The organism is Paracidovorax oryzae ATCC 19882 (assembly GCF_000687165.1).
Taxonomy (GTDB): domain Bacteria; phylum Pseudomonadota; class Gammaproteobacteria; order Burkholderiales; family Burkholderiaceae_C; genus Paracidovorax; species Paracidovorax oryzae.
In genome coordinates this window covers 200,942-219,728 of record NZ_JMKU01000001.1, presented here as the reverse complement: position 1 = coordinate 219,728, position 18,787 = coordinate 200,942, and the positions used below count along the sequence as shown (strand labels likewise).

Genomic DNA, 18,787 nt, shown 5'->3' with positions numbered 1-18,787 from the left:
CAGGGGGAGGGCGCATGAGTCTCCGCGCTCCAGACCCGGGGCATATCCGGGAAGCCTTCTCCGCGCAGGACGCGCTCGTGCAGCGCTACGTGCTGCAGGACGTGATCGGCACGGGCTCCTACGGCATCGTGTTTTCCGCGGCCCATCGCCAGACCGCCCAGAAGGTGGTGCTGAAGTTCGTCCGCATCGACGAGGACGAGCGCCTGTTCAAGCGGTTCCGGCGCGAGATCGCGGCCTGCGCGCGGCTCCACCATCCGCACATCGTGCAGCTGCTCGACGAGGGGGTGTGCGGCCCGTTCGTCTTCGCGGTGTTCGAGTTCGTCCCGGGCCTGACGTTGCGGCAGTTGCTGCAGAACCAGGGCGCGCTGCCCGCGGCCGAGGCCGGCCGCCTCATGCTCCAGGTGCTGGACGCCATGGCCTGCGCGCACGATGCGGGCATCACGCACCGCGACCTCAAGCCCGAGAACATCATGATCAGCGCCTCGGGGCTGACTTCGCATGCCAAGGTGCTGGATTTCGGCATCAGCACGCTGCTGCCCGGCTTCGGCGATGCCCTGGCCACGCAGCTCACGCGCGAGGGCGAATATGTCGGCACGCCCGCCTACAGCTCGCCGGAGCAGTTGCGCGGCGAAGCCGTGACCCCCCAGGCCGACCTCTATGCCTGGGGACTGATCTTCCTGGAGTGCCTGACCGGCAAGGTGGTCACGGGCGAGTCCACCGCCGAGATCTACCAGCGGCAGCTGTCGCCCCAGGAGTTCAGCCTGCCCCAGGCGATCCAGGGCCATCCGCTGGCCGAGGTGCTGCGCAGCGCCCTGCGCAAGCGCTGCCAGGACCGGGCCGCCTCGGCGCGCCAGCTCTGGGAACGCTCGGCCGCCGTGCGCCTGGACGACCTGGTGGGCATCCTGCGCACGCGCCCGGGAGCCGGCCCGAGCGCCATCGCGCCCACCGTGGCCTTCGGCACGCCGCACGAAGAGAAGCGGCAGCTGACCCTGCTGTACTGCGGCGTCTATTTCTCGGAGCTGCCCGAGACGGCCGACGAGGAGGCCGCGGAACGGCAGGAGATGGCCCAGCGCAGCGTGCTGCGCCGCCTCATCGACGTCGCCGTGCAGCGCGGCGGCACGCTGGGCGGCACCCTGGGGACGCATTTCCTGGTCACGCTCGGCTACTCCTCCCACGCCGAGGCCGATGCCCGCCTGGCCGCCCGGATCTCCCGCGAACTGGTGCGCTCGGCAGAGGATGCTGGCCCGGAGGTGCGCTGGCAGGTGCGCATCGGCCTGCACACGGGCTCCGTCCTGATCGAAAGCGGTTCGGTCGTGCCGTGCCGTGCGCTGGACATCGCCATGCGGATGGAGGCCGCGGCGTCCGACGGCCAGGTGGTCGTGAGCGAGGCGGCGCGCCAGCGCCTGCGCCACCATGCGCGCTTCGTGCCGCAGGGCGGCGTGCGCCTGCCGGGCGCCGCCTCCGAGATACCTTCCTTCGGGATGCTGCCCGAGGAGGCCGCGCGCCAACCGCTGCGCGAGGCCGTGGGCCGGTGGCGCGAGCTGCTGGCGCTGCGCCGCCGCTGGCGGGACGCGGCCGCCGGGCGGGGGCGGGCGGTGCTGGTGCGCGGCGAGGCCGGCATCGGCAAATCCTGCCTGAGCGAAACCTTCCTGTCGCAGGTGGAGGGGTGCGAGGGACTGGTCCTGCGCACTGCCTGCTGGCCCGAGCAGGAGAACAGCGCCCTGGCGCCCATGCTCGCCCTGGTGCGCGCGCAGTGCGGCGATCCGGAGGCGCCCGACGACGCTGTCGTCGATCGCCTGTCGGCCTTGCTGTCCGCGGCCGGCTGCGACGTGGAGCGCGTGCTGCCGATCTTCTGCGTCTGGCTGTCCCTGCAGGTCGGCCGGCACCAGGTGGTGGACATCGCTCCCGCGCTGCAGAAGGCACTGCTGATGGAGGCCGCCCAGCGCTGGCTGCAGACGCAGGCGCGCTCCGCGCCGGTGCTGCTGTTCGTCGAGGACCTGCACTGGGCGGATTCCGCCACGCTGGAATGGCTGGGCGCGCTCGCGGGCGCCATGGCGGACCAGCGCTGGATGCTGCTGCTCACGGCCCGGCCCGAATGGGAGGCGCCCCTGCCCATGGCCGGTGCGCTGCAGCGGCTGGAAGTGGGCCGCCTGGGGCCGGCCGAGGCCGCGTCCATGGTGCGGCACGTGCTGGCGCCGCGCCAGGTGTCGCAGGCGGTCATCGACCACGTGGTCGCCCGTACCGACGGCGTCGCGCTGTTCATCCAGGAACTGGCGCGCACGCTGCTGGAAACCTGCCTGGTCGAGCGGGACGGCCTGTGGGACTTCCAGGAGCAGGCCGACCTGAAGGGCATCCCGATCACCCTGCGCGATTCGCTGGAAAGCCGCTTCATGCAGCTGGGCCCGGCACGCGAGGTGCTGCGCTGGGCCTCGATCTGGGGACGGCGGTTCGATGCCGAGTGGCTGCCGGACTGCGGCATGCAGGACGTGGCGGACAGCCTGCGGTCCCTGGTGGACGTGGGGCTGCTCATGCCGGCGGATGCCGCGGGCCATTACCTGTTCCGGCATGCGCTGATCCGCGACGCCGCCTACGACAGCATGCTGGCGACGCAGCGCTCGCACATGCACGGCGTTGTCGCCACGGTGATATTGAAGCGGCGCCCGCGCGTGCGCGACGAAGAGCCCGGCCTGCTGGCGCACCACTATGCGCTGGCGCGGGATTTCGCGAGCGCGGTGCCGGCGGGGCTCGCCCAGTTGCGCATGACCCAGCACCGCTCGCTGAACGACGAGACCATCACCTACTCGCGCACGGTGGAGGAGTGGATCGACCGCCTGGACGAGCCCGACCGCTGGGAGCCCCGGCTCGCGCTGGATGGCTACGTGCTGCAGGCGCTGATGAACAAGTACGGCTGGGCGCATCCCCAGGTGGAGCAGCGCATCGAGCAGTCCCGGGCGCTGGTGGAGCGCGACATCTCGGTGGACCTGCGCGTGCAGCACATCTGGCTCATGCTCACCTACCACCACGTGGCGAGCCACCGCGCCGAGGTCATGCGCCTGAGCCTGCAGCTGGAAGAGCTGGCGCGCCGGCAGGGGGACGCGGGCATCCTGGTGGCGGCCTGTACCTGGATCGGGCTCGCGTTCTATTCCGAAGGCCGCTTCGAGGAGGCGGAGCGGTACCTCTCCGAAGCCATCGACGAGCGCCATGCAGATGCCTCGAAGCACCATGCCGCGCAGCTGGGCTTCGACACCGTGTCGTGGGCGCTGGCCGCGCGGTCCCTGGTCCGCTGGGGCGCCGGCCACGATGCGCTGGCGAACGAGGACGGCGTGCGCGCGGTGGAGCGCGCCCGTGCCCTCGCGCACATCCCCTCGATGGGGATCACCATGCTCTACCAGGCGCTGGGCTACCTGGGTCGGCAGGACGTCGAACGCGCCCGCCAGGTGGTCGATGAGCTGATCGAGCTGTCCGGGCGCTACGGCCTGCCGGCCTTCCGCGGATATGCCGAGGTCATCCGCTGCTGGGTGGTGGGCGACCTGGCCGGCGCCGATGGAATGATCGAGGCGCTCTGGGGCATCGGCTGCAAGTACTGCCAGACCTACTACCGGGCGTTCTGCGCGGAAATCCTGGCGCGGCAGGGCCAGTGGGCCGATGCCGCCGGCCGGCTGGAACACTGCATCGAACTCGCGCGCGAACTGGACGAGGGCATATACACTGCGGAATTGTGGCTGCAGAAGGCCCACTGCCTGATGCAGGACGGTGCGCGTGCCGGCGAGGCTGCCGCCTGCCTGCGCCAGGCCGTCCAGGTCGCCCGGGAGGGCGGCAAACACCGGGTGGAGGCACAGGCGCTGTCACGCCTGCGCCATGTGGATCCCGCATCCTGCACTGCCAGCGATGAAGAGCGGTTGCAGTCCTTGCTGGGTATGCGCCCCGAGCTCGGGGCTTTCGTGTGTTGATCCGATGATGAGGGGAGGATTCCAATGAGTTCCATTCAGCAACAGCCCGGCGATCCCTTGCTGGAGTTCCGGCTGGCCTATCTGCGCGCCATCGCCAAATCCTGGTACGAGACCGACTACCGCGACCGCCTGCTCGCGCAGAGGGACATCCAGCCGCAACTCGCCAGGGACTTCGGCCTGAAGACCATCTGGCCCTGGCTCGACGTGTCCCTGGAGCGCAGCGACAACCCGCTCGACCAGACCCTGTGGAAGCCCGAGCTGACCGCGGGCTGGATCGGCCTGGACGACGCCTTCGAGATCGTGTTCCCCGAGGCGCCCTCCGACCGGGCCGCCGAGGCGCTGGCCAGCTATTACCAGCTGTTCCCCACGCTCATGGGCGCGACCGCCGACATCAGCAACGAGGAGCACGTGTCGCCGGGCATCGTGGGCGGCGCACTGCCCACCGGCCTGGGCATTCCGGGCGGCGACCCTGGCTCCCTGCTGGCCTTCGGCGGCGTGGTGCTGCGTGCCATCGCGCTCGCCTGGCAGTCGAAGGAGTTCCGCGACGAGCTGCTGAACCCCCGGTGCAGCGATGCCGCCGGCCTGCTGAGCCAATGGCTGGGCTACAACAACCCCTTCAACTTCTCCATCCGGTTCACGCCCAACAAGGCGCTGACCTGGGATGCAGGCAAGGGGCACTGGAACCAGCTCAACCCGGACGGCAGCAAGATCAAGAACCGCATCGTGCTGAACTATCCGAACGCACCGGAAGCCCGCGATTTCTGGCCGATCTCGCTGACGTCGTACAACAACACCGGCAGCGCCTACCCGTTCACCTGCTGAGTGCCAGCCGTGCCTCCTGAAGGGGCGGCCGGTCTCGCCGGGGCCTGGGAGGCCCTGCGCGGCAGCTCCGCCACCCTGGCGCTCACCCTGAGCGCGCGGGCGTCCCCGCTGGCACGCGAGGCCGATGCCGCATGGGGGGATCCCTGGGCCGCGCCGCTGCTGGCGCTGTGCCCCTGGGACCTGCGCCGCGCGGCGGACGACCCCGCGCTGGTACGGGCCGTGGTGGTGCGCAGCCTGGCCTTCGACCGCATGGTGCTCCAGGCTTGCGCCGAGCGGCCTGTCCACGCCGTGGCCAGCCTGGGCGTGGGTCTCTGCACGCGGCAGGGCCGGCTCGCGCCGTCCCTGCCGGGTGTCGGGTGGATCGATGCCGACCTGCCGGAAGTCATCGCCCTGCGGCGCCTGCTGCTGCCTTCCGTTGCTGCGGCAGGCCCGGGCCAGATGGTGGCCGGTGCCCTGCAGGACAGTGCGTGGCTGGACGCCATGCCCTGGCAGGACGGCCGGCACTTCCTCGTGCTGCTCGAAGGCGTGGCCCCCTATGTGCCCCCGGCGGACATCCGGCACCTGCTGGAGCGGCTCGCGGCGCGTGCGCGGCGCGAAGGCTGCGGTTGCCGCGTGGTGCTCGATTACCTGCATCCGGATTTCGTCCCGATCGCCGCCTGGCAGGCGGGCCCCGCCATGCTGCCGGTGGTCAGCGGTTTCCGCGATGCCGCCGCGCTGGTGGAAGGGAGCACGGGCTTCCGCGTACTGCAGGAATGCCAGCCCTTCGGCCTGTTTTCCGAAGCGCACCGCCGTTTCGAGGATGAATTCCGCGGGCGCCATGGCCACGTGCCCTATGCCGTGGCCTGCCTGGAGCAGGCCCCCTGAGCCGTGCCCCGGTTGCGGTCCCCGCGCAACGCGCGGTCCTGCCTCCCTGCCCTGGTGCCGCCCGTGCGCCAGCCACACTCCCGATACTCCCTGGATGCCCATGGATTGGTTTCATACCGTGCCTTGCTGGCACCCACGCTTCCGCGCGGTGCCGCGCCCTGCGGCCGTGTCCGCCACGTCCGTCTCCGCCGCCCCGATCCTGGTCGAGGAGGCGGGCGCGTTCCTGCTGCCCTTCGCGGAGTCGGCCATCCTCGCGCAACTGGTGGATGGTGCGCTGGCCCCCGCGGACTGGTGCGCGGCCGGTGGCGATCCGCGGCACCTGCCCGGCCTGCTGTCGGCGATGGAGGCGCTGGCGCGCCGCGGTGACCTGACGGCGCGCGGCGCAGCTCCCGGTGGCTGGGCCGTTCCCCGCGTGGATGCCCCGCCGGCGCGGGAAGAGGGGGATGCCGGCAGCGTGACCTGGCTGGTGGAGCCCGGCGGGCTGCCAGCCTGGCGTGCCGCGGTGGATGCCGCCGGTGGAGGCGCCTTGCCGGAGGTGGACCTCGTGCTGTGCGATGACTATTTCGATCCCCGGCTGGCGGGGGAATGGAAACGCGCGCTCCAGGCGGGCCGGTCACGCTGGTGGATGCCGGTGCGCCTGGGCGGAACGCAGGCCATCGCCGGCCCCCTGCTGCGTCCGGGCGGGGCCGGGCCGTGCTGGCACTGCTTCCTGCACCGCCTGCGGCGCAACAGCCCGGGGCGCGCCTGGCTGGAGCGGCAGGTCCCCGGCTCGCACGGGCTGGTGCCCCTGTTCAGTGACCCGGCGGGCCGGGCGCCGCGCTGGCGCCAGGCGCAGGAAGCCATGCACCGCCTGCTGGCCGATGCCGTGCCGGGGCGGTTCGCCGCGCTCGGCAGCCCCCAGGCGCCGGACGGAGGTGAGGGTGGCGTGGAAGCATGGGAGGCGGTGCCGCGGCGGCCCCAGTGCCCGCAGTGCGGGGATGCCGGGTGGATGGAGCGACAGGCCGGGCAGCCCGTGCAACTGAGCGATGTGCATGCCTTGCCGGGCGCGCGGGGCGGCTCCCGCACGGTGCCCCCGGAAACCACGGTCCAGGCCGTGCAGCCCTGCGTCGGCGCGTGGGCCGGCGTGGTGACGGAGTGCTCGCCGCTGCCCCTGCCGGACGCTGGCGCCATCACGGTCTATCGCAGCGCCTTCCATCCGGCCGGCCCGCAGGAAGGCGGCCCGTTGGCGGCACGCTGGTGCCTCGGCAAGGGCATGACTGCCGCCCAGGCGCAGGCGAGCGCGCTGTGCGAGGCGGTGGAGCGCTACGCCGCTGGCTTCCAGGGCGACGAAGCCTGGACCGAGGCGCGCGCGGACGCGCTGCCCGCTCCCGCCTTCGGTCCGGGCTCGCTGGTGTTCGTGAGCGACCGTCAGCGTGCGCGAGGCGGCCCGGGGGACGACCGCGTCCGGCGCACCCTGGTCCATCCCGCCGGGGCGCCGCTGGCCTGGACCCCCGCCTGGTCCCTCACGCACGAGGCGCCGTGCTTCCTGCCGCTCGCCCACTGCTATGCGGGCGTGCCCGAACGCTGGTCCCGCTACGGCGAGTGGAACTCGAACGGCTGCGCCGCCGGCAACGGCGTCGAGGAGGCCGTCCTGCAGGGGCTGCTGGAGGTGGTCGAGCGCGATGCCACGGCGATCTGGTGGTACAACGAGCTGGCCGTGCCCGCGTTCGATCTCGGCCGGGCCGACCCGGAGCATGTCCGCCGCGTGCGCTCCACCCTCGGCAGCGGCTGGAGCTTCTGGGCGCTGGACCTGACCCACGACCTGGGCATCCCGGTGGTGGCCGCCGTGGGCTGCCGCACCGACGGCGACTGGGCGCTGGGCTTCGGGTGCAGCCTGGATGCCGACATGGCTTGCGAGCGGGCCTTGACGGAGCTGGTGCAGCTGGTGGCGGTGGGCAAGACCCTGCCCGGGCACTGGAACGGCCTGCGCAGGGCATCCCCGCAGTTCCTCCTGCCGGAAGGAGGGGATAATCGCCGCATCGCGTCCTCCGTCCGCGCCTGCGCGGCAACGGGCCGGCGCGGCGGCATCCGTGGGGACATCGCGGCCTGCGTGGAGGCGGCCCGGAGGTGTGGCCTGGAAGTGGTGGTGCACGATTACTCGCGCCCCGATCTTCCGCTGCGCACGGTCAAGACCACGCTTCCCGGCGCCTGCCATATCTGGCCGGAACTCGCGAATCCCCGCCTGTCGCGCGTACCCGTGGCGATGGGATGGCGCGATGCCGCGCGGGACGAGGGCGACCTCAACCCCTGGCCCCTCTACGTCTGACCTGAAAGCGTTCCTGCGGAGCACGATGGCGATTTTGCGCAACCTTTCGAGCGGCCGGAGCATCGTGCTCCGCCCCCTGCATACCTTCGGCCGGCATCCGGATTCGTGCCGCACGGTGCTGCAGGAGGCCGATGTGTCCAAGCTCCATGCCATCGTGCGCTGGTCCGGCATGCGCTGGGAGGTCGCAGACCAGAGCCGCAACGGCACCCTGCTGGACAATGCCCGGCTGCAGCCTGCCCACTGGCACGGCCTGGCGGAGGGCTCCGAGATCCGCTTCGGCGCCTCGGTCGCGGCCGTGTGGACCCTGGTCGATGCCTCGCCGCCCAGGACGGGCCTCTGGCCGCTCGGGGGCGAACCCGTGCTGCGCGTGCTGGACATCCAGGAAAACCTGCTGCCCCATCCCTCGGAGGCGGAATCCAACGTGTTCCAGTCCGAAGGGCGCTGGTGGTGGGACCGCATGGACCAGGTGCAGCCGCTGCTGGACGGCCACATCGTCCAGGCGGGTGGGCAGCGCTGGGAGTTCGTGCTCTGCGAGGACCTGGGCGCCACGCAGGACGTACCGCGCATGCCGTCCGCTGCGGCATTGCCGGCCCCGTTGTTCGATTTCGACGTGAGCCAGGACGAGGAGCACGTCTGCCTCGACATCCAGCTGGGCGGCCAGTCGCTGTCCCTGGGAGAGCGCATCCACCACTACACCCTGCTCACGCTCGCGCGCCAGCGCCTGCAGGATGCCGGGCGGGACGTTCCCATGGCCAGCCAGGGCTGGCTCGCCATCGATGCCCTGGCGCGCATGCTGGGGGTCGATGTACCGTACCTGAACATCCAGCTGTTCCGGGCGCGGCGGCAGGTCCAGAACACCCTGGGCGCAGCGGGCGACACGGTCTCCGTGGTGGAGCGCCGCCGTGGGGAAGTGCGGTTCGGCGACTATGCCTTCCGCATCCGCAAGGGTGGCCGCCTCGAGGGCGAACGGCCCGGAGCCCGGCCGTGATGCAGAGTTCCTGTAATCGCATGTAATGGGTTGTTGCGCGACTTTTCTCTAGATTACGGTCACCGCGCTGCAATAGCAGTCGCTACAAGAACCATACCGTCATCAGAGGGGGACGACCCGGCCGGCCGCCGGCCGGGGTCACCAATCCTTCGAGAGAACCGCCATGCAGCAACCACGAACCCGTCGGCAGATCGGCAGAGCCCCGCAAGGGGCCGGCGTCCACCGTGCCGGCCGGGTGGGCGCCTGAGCGGGGAGAGGAGTCGGCACATGCGATGCATCACCCTCTCTTCCGGCGTGCAGGCCTCCTCCCGGCGCGCAGCGGCGGGTGCCGTGTGGCAGCCGCGGACCCTGTGGGAGTCCTACTACCAGCACGTGATGGGTTCGGCACCCGAGCAAGGTTACCTGTCTGCCTTCTGGCGCCACTACCACGGCAGCTGCGCAGAAATGCACGTGCATGGGCAGGATCTGCTGCGCTGGAGCAGCGAGTGCGATGGCGTGCTGTGCCGGTTGCCCTATACGCCGCTGAGCGATTTCCTTCGGGAGCTCAAGGCGCTCTGCACGCATGCCCATCGTGTGGGCGCGGCCGTGCAGGTGATTGCGGATTGAAACCAGGAGAACATGGCCGACACGGCCGGGGAGGAGAAGCGAGTCCGTCGCGATAACAACAAAAGAGAGAAACGCGCCACTTCTGGGAGGGAGATGGCGCGGGGCGAAGGCCCCTGGCAGCGGTGCCAGGGGCCTTCGTCCTTCCTGCGGGTGCGTCAGCCTGCGACGCCCAGGCGTTCCTTGAGCCGGGTGCTGGTGGTCGTGTACTGCAGGGCGACCGGCGCGCCGGCCAGGTGCTCGGCCGCCGCGAACGCGGCCAGCGTGGCCTCGTGGAAGCCGCAGAGGATGAGCTTGCGCTTGCCGGGATAGGTGTTGATGTCGCCGACGGCGTAGAGCCCCGCCACCCCGGCCGAGAAGGTGGCCGTGTCCACTTTCACCTGCTTGCGCTCCAGCGCCAGTCCCCAGTCGGCGATGGGGCCCAGGCGCGGCGAAACACCCAGGCACAGCAGCAGCGTGTCCAGGGGCAGGGCGTGCTCCGAGCCGTCGGAAGCGAGGAGGCGCACGGCCACGAGCCGGTCCTCCGCCTGCGGTGGCTGCGGTTGCGTGGTTTCGATGCCCGTGGCCTGGGCGGCCAGCACCCGGATGCGGCCGCTGTCGCGCAGTGCCTGCAGCCGGGCCAGGTCCTGCGGAGCCGCCTGGAAGGCGTCGCGGCGATGTACCAGGGTGACACCCGCTGCGGCCTCGGGACCGGGCTCAGCGCAGGCGATGGCGCGTGCCACGGCCGTGTCTTCGCCCCCCAGGACGACCACCTGCCGGCCGCGGGTGGGCGCGGGCTCTTCGTGGTGGAACACCTGGGTGCCGTGGAAGCGTTCGATGCCGTCGATCTTGAGCGTGCGCGGAACGAAGGCCCCCACGCCGGCCGCGATGAACACGGTGCGCGCATGCAGCGTGGTGCCGGCATCGGTGGCGAGCAGGAAGCCGCCACCGGGGGCGGGCTGCAGCGTCTCGACGCGCTGGGAGAGGTGCAGTCGCGGGGAGAACGGCGCGATCTGCCGGGTCAGCAATGCCACCAGCTCGCGGCCGGTGCACACGGGTACGCCCGGAATGTCGTAGATGGGTTTGTCGGCGTAGAGCTCGGCGCACTGGCCGCCGGCGTGGGGCAGGGCGTCAATCACATGCGCGGCGATGCCCTGCAGGCCGAGCTGGAAGACCTGGAAGAGCCCCACGGGCCCCGCGCCGATGACCACGGCATCGGCTTCGATGAGGCGAGCGTTTTCCATCACGTGTTCAAGTGAGGACTGTCACGCTGGAGTCGGCCACGGCCCAGGCGAGCAGACGCCACGCAAGGGCCACCCCGCCGCGCTGGCGTCGCCCCCATCCGGCCAGCGAAGCGCCGCCAGGGAAGGGGGAGCGGCGCAGCCGCCCGGGGGGATGTCTCCATTCTTCAGCGGACGAGTTCGGCGATCTTGCCGGGCTTGCCGTTCCACTCGTCGGCGTCCGGCAGCGAGGCCTTGCGCTTGGTGATGCTCTTCCATTGCGGGGCGAGCTCGGCGTTGAGCTTGATGAAGGCCTGCTGGTCGGCGGGCAGGTCTTCCTCGGCGTAGATCGCGTTGGCCGGGCACTCGGGAATGCACACGGCGCAGTCGATGCACTCGTCGGGATCGATCACGAGGAAGTTCGGGCCTTCGCGGAAGCAATCCACGGGGCACACGTCCACGCAATCGGTGTACTTGCACTTGATGCAGTTTTCGGAGACGACGTGAGTCATGAGAGGCAGTCTTTGGGTCGGGGTAACCCGCAATTTTAGGGCGGTTCGGGCCAGAGGCGGTTTCAGTTCACCAGCACGGCCGCGGCGGTGCGGTGGCTGGCGGTGTCCACGAGGATCAGGGAACCCAGCACGCGGGCCTGGCCGAAAGGCGCGGCGGGCAGGGCCTCCTGCAGCAGCAGGTCCACGTGGCCGATGGCGTTGGGCTCCAGCTGGGCGGCGTCTTCTTCGGCCAGCGTGTGGATGTTGAGGCGGTGGACAACGCGCTGAGCCTTGGCCTTCACCCAGCGGTGGCCGTGCAGCGCCCAGTACACGCGGCCAGCCACCAGGGGCTCGTCGTCCATCCAGGCCACGGTGGCGCGGATCTCGCGGCGCGCCGGCCAGGCGGGCACCGGCGCCGGGGTGTCGAAATCGTCCGCGGGGGCGGCTGCCGCGGGGGCGGGTGCGGCCAGGATCCAGTCGCCGCGCGAGACGTCCACCTCGCGGTCGAGGATGATGCCCGCGCTGGTGCCGGCCTGCACGGTGTGCGGACGGCGCGCATGGTCGAGCACCTGCGCCACGCGGGCGATCTGGCCGCTCGGGAACACCTGCACTTCCGCGCCGGGCGCGACTTGGCCCGCGGCGACGCGGCCCCAGAACACGCGGCGGCCCTGCGTGGTGTCCGCCGAGGACGAGAACTTCTCCACCCATTGCACGGGGAAGGCCAGGGCCAGTCCGGTGTCGGCCGGCGTGTGGGGCAGCTGCTCCAGGATCTGCAGCAGGCCCGGGCCTTCGTAGCCGCACCAGCCGGGCTGCGCATCGACCACGTTCCATCCCTTGAGCGCGGACACGGGCACGGTGGCGCGCACGGCGATGCCGGCCGTCCGGGCGAAGGCTTCCAGTGCCGCCCGGATGTGGCGCCATGCGAGGGCGGGGTCATCCACCGCGTCGAGCTTGTTCACGGCGAACACCAGCGAATGCACGCGCAGCAGGTGCACCAGCAGGGAGTGGCGGCGCGTCTGCGGCAGCAGGGCGAGCTGCGGGTCGCGCCAGTCGAGCTTGGTGGCATCGACCAGCACCACGGCTGCGTCGGCGCTGGAGGCGGCCGTGACCATGTTGCGGGTGTACTGCTCGTGGCCCGGTGCATCGCCGATGATGAACTTGCGCGTCTCGGTCGCGAAGTAGCGGTAGGCCACGTCGATGGTGATGCCCTGCTCGCGCTCGGCCGAGAGGCCGTCGGTGAGCAGCGCCAGGTCGGTCTCGCCGCCGCGCGTCACGCCTGCGAGATGGTCCTGCAGCACCGCACGGCTGTCCACCAGCAGGCGGCCGATCAGCGTGCTCTTGCCGTCATCGACCGAGCCGCAGGTGATGAAGCGGAGCGCGGATTGGTGATCGTTCTGGCCGGCTGCGTCTGCGCTGGCGGCTATCGAATTCATGGTCGTCATCAGAAATATCCGTCTTTCTTGCGCTTTTCCATGGAGGCGTCGGACGTCTTGTCGTCCATGCGGGTGGCGCCGCGCTCGCTCACGTCGGCGGCCAGCGTCTCGATCACGATATCCGCCGCCGTCGCGGCGTCGCTGGCCACGGGGCAGGTGCAGGTGATGTCGCCCACCGTGCGGAAGCGCACCTCGCGCGTCACCACTTCCTCGCCTTCGCGGGGCGGCGTGAGGTCGGTCACCGGCACGAGCAGGCCCTTGCGCTCGACCACGGCGCGCTGGTGCGCGTAGTAGAGCGAAGGCAGGGCGATCTGCTCGCGGTCGATGTACTGCCACACGTCCAGTTCGGTCCAGTTGCTGATGGGGAACACGCGGAAGTGCTCGCCCGGGGCCAGGCGCGTGTTGAACAGCGTCCACAGCTCGGGCCGCTGGGCCTTCGGCTGCCATTGGCCGAAGCTGTCGCGGTGCGAGAAGATGCGCTCCTTGGCGCGGGCCTTTTCCTCGTCGCGCCGCGCGCCGCCGATCAGCGCGTCGAAGCGGAATTCCTCGATGGCCTCCAGCAGCGTCACCGACTGGTGCACGTTGCGGCTCTCGCCCGGGTGGGCCAGGCGCACGGTGCCGCGCGCCATCGAATCCTCCACGCTGCGCACGATCAGCTCGGCGCCCAGTTCCTTCGCGCGGAAGTCGCGGAAATCCGTGACCTCGGGGAAGTTGTGGCCGGTGTCGATCATCAGCAGCGGGTAGGGGATGCGGCCCGCGCCGAAGGCCTTCTCGGCGCACTTGAGCATCACCAGCGAATCCTTGCCGCCCGAAAAGAGCAGGGTGGGGCGTTCGAAGGCGGCGGCCACCTCGCGCAGGATGAAGATGGTCTCTTCCTCCAGCGCGTCGAGATGGCGGTTGCTGAGCTGGTTCAGCACATGGGGTTCGGTGCGGGCGTTCATGCGTCGGCTCGTGGAAGCTCGTTGGAAGGGGGCGAGGGCCGCGTCAGGCGGCGTCCCGGAAGTGGGGCAGGGGGTGCGCGGCGTCGCCCTGGTAGAAGGCGTGGAAGCGGTCGAACTGGCGCTGCGCGTCCGCCAGGTCCACGCCTTCGCGCAGCACGGCCACGTCGAAGCCGCAGCGTGCCATCTGCACGAGCTGGTCGATCAGCACGTCGCCGGTGGCGCGGATCTCGCCGCGGAAGCCGCGCCGCTGGCGCAGCAGGCGGGCCTGGCTGAAGGCGCGGCCATCGGTGAACTTGGGGAAATGCAGGTCGATGCGCTCGATGCCCGCCAGGTCCTGCACGAGCGGATCGGCGTCGTTGGGCATGGCCAGCACGTGGAGCCCCGGCGCGTTGGCGGCCGGATCGTGGGCGGCGATGATTTTCATGGTGTTTCTCGTGGGAATGCGGTGCTCGGGGCTCAGGCGGCCACGCTCTCTGCGGGATGGCGGGCGGCGTTGGCGGCGGCCTTGAAGGGCTCGATGCCGACGCGGCGCACGGTATCGATGAAGTGCTCGTGCTTCTGGCCCCGGGCGCTGCCTGCGGCCTCGGGCGACAGCGGCTGGCGCTGGTCGCGGTAGGTGGCCAGCAGCGCCTCGATCACGCCGGGCACCTCGGCCGCGCTGAAGGACGGCCCGATGATCTTGCCGGGCACGGCCGGGCCCGACAGGTCGGTGCCGTCTGCGCCGCCGAGCGTGATCTGGTACCACTCCCTGCCGTCCTTGTCCACGCCCAGAATGCCGATGTGGCCGCTGTGGTGGTGGCCGCAGGAGTTGATGCAGCCGCTGATGTGCAGGTCGATCTCGCCCAGGTCCCACAGCTCGTCCAGGTCCTGGTAGCGCTCGGTGATGGCTTCGGCGATGGGCAGCGAGCGCGCGTTGGCGAGCGAGCAGAAGTCGCCGCCGGGGCAGGCGATCATGTCGGTCAGCAGGCCGATGTTGGGCTGGGCCAGGCCCAGCGCGCGCGCCTCCTGGTAGAGCGCGGGCAGTTGGTCGGCGCGCACCCAGGGCAGCAGCAGGTTCTGCTCGTGCGTCACGCGGGCCTCGCCGCAGGAGTAGCGGTCGGCCAGGTCGGCGGCCGCGTCCATCTGGTCGGCCGTGGCGTCGCCGGGCGCGTAGCCGACGCGCTTGAACGACAGCACCACGGCGCGCAGCAGCGGATGGCGGTGCGGCAGCACGTTGCGCGTGAGCCAGCGGCCGAAGCCCTGGTCGCCTTCGGCGGCTGCGCGCAGCAGCGAAAGCGTCTGGCTCTCGGTGTCCGCACTGCCCAGGTCGGGCACCGGGTCGTGGAAGCAGGCGGCCACGCGGTCGTATTCGGCCTGGGTGATGGTGTGGGGGCCGCCCTCCACCTCGACGATCTGGCGGAATTCCTCTTCCACCTGGTCCACGTAGGTCTGGCCTTCGGACTTCACGAGGATCTTGATGCGCGCCTTCCAGAGGTTGTCGCGGCGGCCGTAGCGGTTGTAGACGCGGATCACCGCCTCCAGGTAGTTCATGAGCTGGTTCCAGGGCAGGAACTCGCGCACCACCGGGCTGATGACCGGCGTGCGGCCCATGCCGCCGCCCACGCGCACCTGGAAGCCCAGCTCGCCGGCCTCGTTCTTCACGAGCTGCAGGCCCACGTCGTACCAGCCGAGCGCGGCGCGGTCTTCGCGGGCGCCGTTGAGCGATACCTTGAACTTGCGCGGCAGGAAGGCGAACTCGGGGTGCAGCGTACTCCACTGGCGCAGGATTTCGGCGAAGGGCCGCGGATCGGCGATCTCGTCGGCGGCGATGCCGGCCAGCGCGTCACTGGTGATGTTGCGGATGCAGTTGCCGCTGGTCTGGATGCCGTGCATGTGCACGGAGGCCAGCAGGTCCATCACTTCGGCGCTCTTGTCCAGCGGGATCCAGTTGTACTGCACGTTCGTGCGCGTGGTGAAGTGGCCGTAGCCGTACTTCAGGCGCGTGCCGATGCGGCGGCCGTCGGCGAGCGGGATGTCGCCGAGCTTTTCCTGCGTGGCCTGGGCCTCGGCCAGCAGCGCCGGCTCGGGGATGTCGTATTCGCGGGCGATGCGGGCCAGCACGCGCAGCTGGCCGCTGGAGAGCTCGCCGTAGGGAACGGCCACGCGCAGCATGGGGGCGTAGCGCTGCACGTACCAGCCGTTCTGCAGGCGCAGCGGCTTGAACTCGTCGCCGGAGAGCTTGCCGGCCTGGAAGCGCTCGAGCTGGTCGCGGTACTGGTCCGCGCGCAGGCGGATGAACTGTTGGTCGAATTCTGTGTATTGGTACATGGTGGGGTTGCGCGCCTCGCAGGCACGCTCAGATCAGAACCAGTTTGGCGCCCGCCCAGGCGAGCAGCACGGAAAGGGCCGAGCGGATGAACCGCTCCGGCGCGCGGGAGACGAGCCGCGAGCCCAGCCAGATGCCCGGCAGCGAGCCGGCCAGCAATTGTGCGAGAAGCGGCCAGTCCACGGAGCCGAGGCTGGCATGGCCGAGGCCCGCCACCAGCGTCAGCGGCACGGCATAGGCGATGTCCGCGGCGATCACGCGCGGCAGCGGCAGCAGGGGAAACACCATCAGCAGCACGGTGACCCCGATCGCACCGGCACCCACGGACGTGAAGGTGACCAGCGTGCCGATCAGCGCGCCCAGCAGCACGGGCAGGCTCCAGTGGCGGGGGCGGTCGGCCTGCGCGCCTTCGCTCTGGCGGGCGGCGCGTTCGGCGGCCTGGCGGGCCGGGGAGAAGACGAAGGCCTTGTACAGCGTGGCGGCGGCCGTGAGCAGCAGGGCGCCGCCCAGGGTGGTGGTCATCAGGTGCTGGGCGGTGGCGCTGGCCGGGCCGATGGTGCGCAGCGCCCAGAGCGCCAGGAGCGCCGAGGGGATGCTGCCCGCGCACAGCAGGGCCACCACGCGCCAGGGCACGAGGCGCTGGCGGGCCAGGCTCACCGTGCCGCCCATCTTGGTGAAGGCGGCGAACAGCAGGTCCGTGCCGATGGCCAGGTGGGGCTTGACGCCGAAGAAGAAGATCAGCACGGGCGTCATCAGGGAGCCGCCACCGACCCCGGTGAGGCCGACGATCAGGCCCACCGCGAATCCCGCGAAAACGAACGCCAGGTCATGCATGGGCGTGACTGTAGGGGCTCGCCTTATGGTTTCAAACTATTGTTTGCTCCTGCAGGTATATCGATATATGTATATTGGTGATGGGCGTGCGTTCCCCGACTCCTGGTGCGGACCGCCTTTCCACGATCCTGGCCGGCGCGGCATGCGGGCTTGGCGTATCGTTGGCGCCGGGCGTTCGCCGCCCTTGCCGCCTGCCGCAGCGCCTCTCCCATGAACGACACCACTCCCCCCGCTTTTCCTCCTGCCGCCAGCTCCGGCGCCGATGCTTTTTCCTGGCGCCGCATCGCGCTGCCGGCCTTCGGGCCGTCGCTGCTGTTCGGGGTGGGCGAGGGGGCCATCCTGCCGATCGTGCCGCTGCTGGCACGGGAACTGGGCGCATCGGTCTCGATGGCGGCCTTCGTGGTCACGCTGATCGGGCTGGGCTCGCTGCTGAACAATATCCCCGCGTCGTACATCACGATACGTTGGGGCGAACGCTGGGCGATCGTCGCCGCGGGCCTGTGGAGCGCGATCGGCATGGCGCTGGCCGTGCTGCTGCCGGGCGTCGTGCCGCTGGCGATCGGCTGCTGCATGGTGGGCATGTCCCAGGCCATCTACAACCTGGCCCGCCAGAGCTACCTGACCGAGGCCGTGCCGGCCGCCTACCGCGCCCGGGCCCTGTCCACGCTGGGTGGCGTCATGCGCATCGGCATGTTCATCGGGCCGTTCCTTTCCGCGGCAGCCGTGCATGCCTTCGGGCTGAAGGCCGCCTTCGCCGTCGGCATCGCGGGCGTGCTCGCGGCGGCGGCCGTCGGGGCCCGCCTGCCGGACCTCGTCGCCCCGCCGCATCCCGCGGGCGCGCCGGCCCCGGCACCGGTGGGACTGGGGTCCATCCTGGCGGACCATCGCCGGGTGTTCCTGACCCTGGGGCTCGGGGTCGCGCTGGTGAGCGCGGTGCGCGCCTCCCGCCAGGCGGTGATCCCGCTGTGGGCGGACCACCTGCTGCTGGCGCCTGCGGTCACTTCGGTGATCTACGGCATCGCCGGGGGCATCGAGATGCTGCTGTTCTATCCGGCCGGGCGGGTGATGGACCTCAAGGGCCGCCGCTGGGTGGCCGTGCCGTCGATGGCGATCATCGGGCTGGCGCTGCTGGCGATGCCGTTCACCGGCGGCTTCGCGACGCTGCTGATCGCCGCGACGGCGATCGGTTTCGGCAACGGCATCGGCTCGGGCCTGATCATGACGCTGGGGGCGGACTTCGCGCCGCGCCACGGCAGACAGTACTTCCTGGCCGTGTGGCGCTTCCTGTCGGACCTGGGCGGCTCCTGCGGGCCGGCGCTGCTGTCGGCGCTGGTGGCCACCGCCTCGCTGGCCGGTGGCATCGCTGTGACCGGACTGCTCTCGCTCGCGGCGGCGGCGATGCTCGGCGTGTGGATTCCTGCGAGGAAGGCGAAAGCCGGTCCGCACACCCCTTGAGCCGCAAGGAGGTACCGCCTGCCCTGCGCCACCCGGGTCAGCGGCTGGCCGGAATCCGGTAAACCACGGTGTCGTACTTCGTTCCCGGCCGGTGGGCAACGGCGACACCGCCGAGCGATTCGGCGATGCGGCGGCTGGGCGTATTGGCCTGCGCGACGGGGTAGGTGAAGGCGGCGGGGGCGAAATGCTTCGCACCCCAGTCGAAGACGACCCCCACGGCCTCGCGGCCATAGGCATGGCCGTGCTCGCTCTCCCGCACCCAGATGCCCAGTTCAGGTTCCGCCTCGAAGGTGCGGTGCAGGCCGCACAGCCCGATGAAGGCCCGTGTGGAGCGGCTCCGTATCGCGAAGACGAAATCCCGTCCTGCCGCGATGTCATCCAGCCATCGGCGCCAGATGGCTTCGAACGCCGGAGCCGAAGGGGGCGGGTCGAACGACATGTAGCGCGTCAGCGTCGGGGTGATGCACGTGAATGCCTCATTGGCATCCGCGGGCGAGAACGGCTTGAGCAGCAGCCGCGGCGAGGGGATTTCACACTGGCTCCATTGCACTTCGCTGGTCTCCCGGAGATAGGGACGGATACGCTGGACATGGTGCA

Annotated in this window: 15 protein-coding genes; 7 read left to right on the top strand and 8 right to left on the bottom strand. The window is 70.8% G+C overall.

The window, feature by feature from the left end; genetic code table 11:
* Window positions 1-14: 14 nt before the first annotated feature.
* The 6 genes from T336_RS0100945 to T336_RS0100920 all read left to right on the top strand — a co-directional run bounded on the left by T336_RS0100945 (window position 15) and on the right by T336_RS0100920 (window position 9,535).
* Window positions 15-3,950, top strand: a complete 3,936-nt coding sequence (locus T336_RS0100945; protein ID WP_035225064.1) for a TOMM system kinase/cyclase fusion protein — start codon at window positions 15-17, stop codon at window positions 3,948-3,950.
* 24 nt (window positions 3,951-3,974) lie between these two features.
* Window positions 3,975-4,772: a BMA_0021/BMA_0022 family TOMM bacteriocin gene (locus T336_RS0100940; protein WP_026431166.1), complete on the top strand. Its 798-nt coding sequence runs from the start codon at window positions 3,975-3,977 to the stop codon at window positions 4,770-4,772.
* 9 nt (window positions 4,773-4,781) lie between these two features.
* Entirely contained in the window at window positions 4,782-5,636 is an 855-nt protein-coding gene (locus T336_RS0100935; protein WP_244883844.1) for a class I SAM-dependent methyltransferase, read from the top strand.
* A 166-nt stretch (window positions 5,637-5,802) separates the two neighbouring features.
* On the top strand, window positions 5,803-7,941 hold the full coding sequence (locus T336_RS0100930) for a TOMM precursor leader peptide-binding protein (protein ID WP_244883843.1): 2,139 nt from the start codon (window positions 5,803-5,805) through the stop codon (window positions 7,939-7,941).
* Between the two features lie 64 nt (window positions 7,942-8,005).
* The gene (locus tag T336_RS0100925; RefSeq protein ID WP_244883842.1) at window positions 8,006-8,929 is read left to right on the top strand and encodes an FHA domain-containing protein; all 924 of its coding nucleotides are present in this window, start codon (window positions 8,006-8,008) and stop codon (window positions 8,927-8,929) included.
* Window positions 8,930-9,196: 267 nt separating this feature from the next.
* Window positions 9,197-9,535: a hypothetical protein gene (locus T336_RS0100920; RefSeq protein ID WP_026431162.1), complete on the top strand. Its 339-nt coding sequence runs from the start codon at window positions 9,197-9,199 to the stop codon at window positions 9,533-9,535.
* A 155-nt stretch (window positions 9,536-9,690) separates the two neighbouring features.
* On the opposite strand, the gene T336_RS0100915 is transcribed toward T336_RS0100920, so the two are convergent.
* The 7 genes from T336_RS0100915 to T336_RS0100885 all read right to left on the bottom strand — a co-directional run bounded on the left by T336_RS0100915 (window position 9,691) and on the right by T336_RS0100885 (window position 16,735).
* Window positions 9,691-10,755 carry an NAD(P)/FAD-dependent oxidoreductase gene (locus T336_RS0100915; protein WP_026431161.1) on the bottom strand — a complete coding sequence of 355 codons (1,065 nt, stop codon included), beginning with the start codon at window positions 10,753-10,755 and terminating at the stop codon, window positions 9,691-9,693.
* A 164-nt stretch (window positions 10,756-10,919) separates the two neighbouring features.
* Complete coding sequence (fdxA, locus tag T336_RS0100910; RefSeq protein ID WP_013594648.1) at window positions 10,920-11,243, bottom strand: ferredoxin FdxA; 324 nt, start codon at window positions 11,241-11,243, stop codon at window positions 10,920-10,922.
* A gap of 62 nt (window positions 11,244-11,305) precedes the next feature.
* Entirely contained in the window at window positions 11,306-12,664 is a 1,359-nt protein-coding gene (locus T336_RS0100905) for a sulfate adenylyltransferase subunit 1 (RefSeq protein WP_026431160.1), read from the bottom strand.
* Window positions 12,664-13,596 (bottom strand): sulfate adenylyltransferase subunit CysD, encoded by a 933-nt coding sequence (gene cysD, locus T336_RS0100900; RefSeq protein WP_026431159.1) that lies wholly within the window; start codon window positions 13,594-13,596, stop codon window positions 12,664-12,666. Before cysD ends, T336_RS0100905 begins: the two co-directional genes overlap by 1 nt.
* A gap of 43 nt (window positions 13,597-13,639) precedes the next feature.
* On the bottom strand, window positions 13,640-14,020 hold the full coding sequence (locus tag T336_RS0100895; protein ID WP_026431158.1) for a DUF934 domain-containing protein: 381 nt from the start codon (window positions 14,018-14,020) through the stop codon (window positions 13,640-13,642).
* 32 nt (window positions 14,021-14,052) lie between these two features.
* Window positions 14,053-15,903, bottom strand: a complete 1,851-nt coding sequence (locus T336_RS0100890) for a nitrite/sulfite reductase (RefSeq protein WP_026431157.1) — start codon at window positions 15,901-15,903, stop codon at window positions 14,053-14,055.
* 28 nt (window positions 15,904-15,931) lie between these two features.
* The gene (locus T336_RS0100885) at window positions 15,932-16,735 is read right to left on the bottom strand and encodes a sulfite exporter TauE/SafE family protein (RefSeq protein WP_013594653.1); all 804 of its coding nucleotides are present in this window, start codon (window positions 16,733-16,735) and stop codon (window positions 15,932-15,934) included.
* Window positions 16,736-16,945: 210 nt separating this feature from the next.
* Between T336_RS0100885 and T336_RS0100880 the strand changes: the two genes are divergently transcribed.
* Complete coding sequence (locus T336_RS0100880) at window positions 16,946-18,190, top strand: MFS transporter (protein ID WP_026431156.1); 1,245 nt, start codon at window positions 16,946-16,948, stop codon at window positions 18,188-18,190.
* Between the two features lie 37 nt (window positions 18,191-18,227).
* Here the strand turns inward: T336_RS0100880 and T336_RS0100875 are convergent, their stop codons facing one another.
* A complete protein-coding gene (locus tag T336_RS0100875) occupies window positions 18,228-18,740 on the bottom strand; it encodes a GNAT family N-acetyltransferase (RefSeq protein ID WP_019701298.1) in 513 nt (170 codons plus the stop codon).
* Window positions 18,741-18,787: the final 47 nt, after the last annotated feature.

Excerpts from the sequence above, each read along its gene's own strand:
- T336_RS0100945 (WP_035225064.1), top strand. The coding sequence starts at position 15 with ATGAGTCTCCGCGCTCCAGACCCGGGGCATATCCGGGAAGCCTTCTCC.
- T336_RS0100940 (WP_026431166.1), top strand. The coding sequence starts at position 3,975 with ATGAGTTCCATTCAGCAACAGCCCGGCGATCCCTTGCTGGAGTTCCGG.
- T336_RS0100920 (WP_026431162.1), top strand. The coding sequence starts at position 9,197 with ATGCGATGCATCACCCTCTCTTCCGGCGTGCAGGCCTCCTCCCGGCGC.
- T336_RS0100915 (WP_026431161.1), bottom strand. The coding sequence starts at position 10,755 with ATGGAAAACGCTCGCCTCATCGAAGCCGATGCCGTGGTCATCGGCGCG.
- fdxA (WP_013594648.1), bottom strand. The coding sequence starts at position 11,243 with ATGACTCACGTCGTCTCCGAAAACTGCATCAAGTGCAAGTACACCGAT.
- T336_RS0100905 (WP_026431160.1), bottom strand. The coding sequence starts at position 12,664 with ATGACGACCATGAATTCGATAGCCGCCAGCGCAGACGCAGCCGGCCAG.
- cysD (WP_026431159.1), bottom strand. The coding sequence starts at position 13,596 with ATGAACGCCCGCACCGAACCCCATGTGCTGAACCAGCTCAGCAACCGC.
- T336_RS0100895 (WP_026431158.1), bottom strand. The coding sequence starts at position 14,020 with ATGAAAATCATCGCCGCCCACGATCCGGCCGCCAACGCGCCGGGGCTC.
- T336_RS0100890 (WP_026431157.1), bottom strand. The coding sequence starts at position 15,903 with ATGTACCAATACACAGAATTCGACCAACAGTTCATCCGCCTGCGCGCG.
- T336_RS0100885 (WP_013594653.1), bottom strand. The coding sequence starts at position 16,735 with ATGCATGACCTGGCGTTCGTTTTCGCGGGATTCGCGGTGGGCCTGATC.
- T336_RS0100880 (WP_026431156.1), top strand. The coding sequence starts at position 16,946 with ATGAACGACACCACTCCCCCCGCTTTTCCTCCTGCCGCCAGCTCCGGC.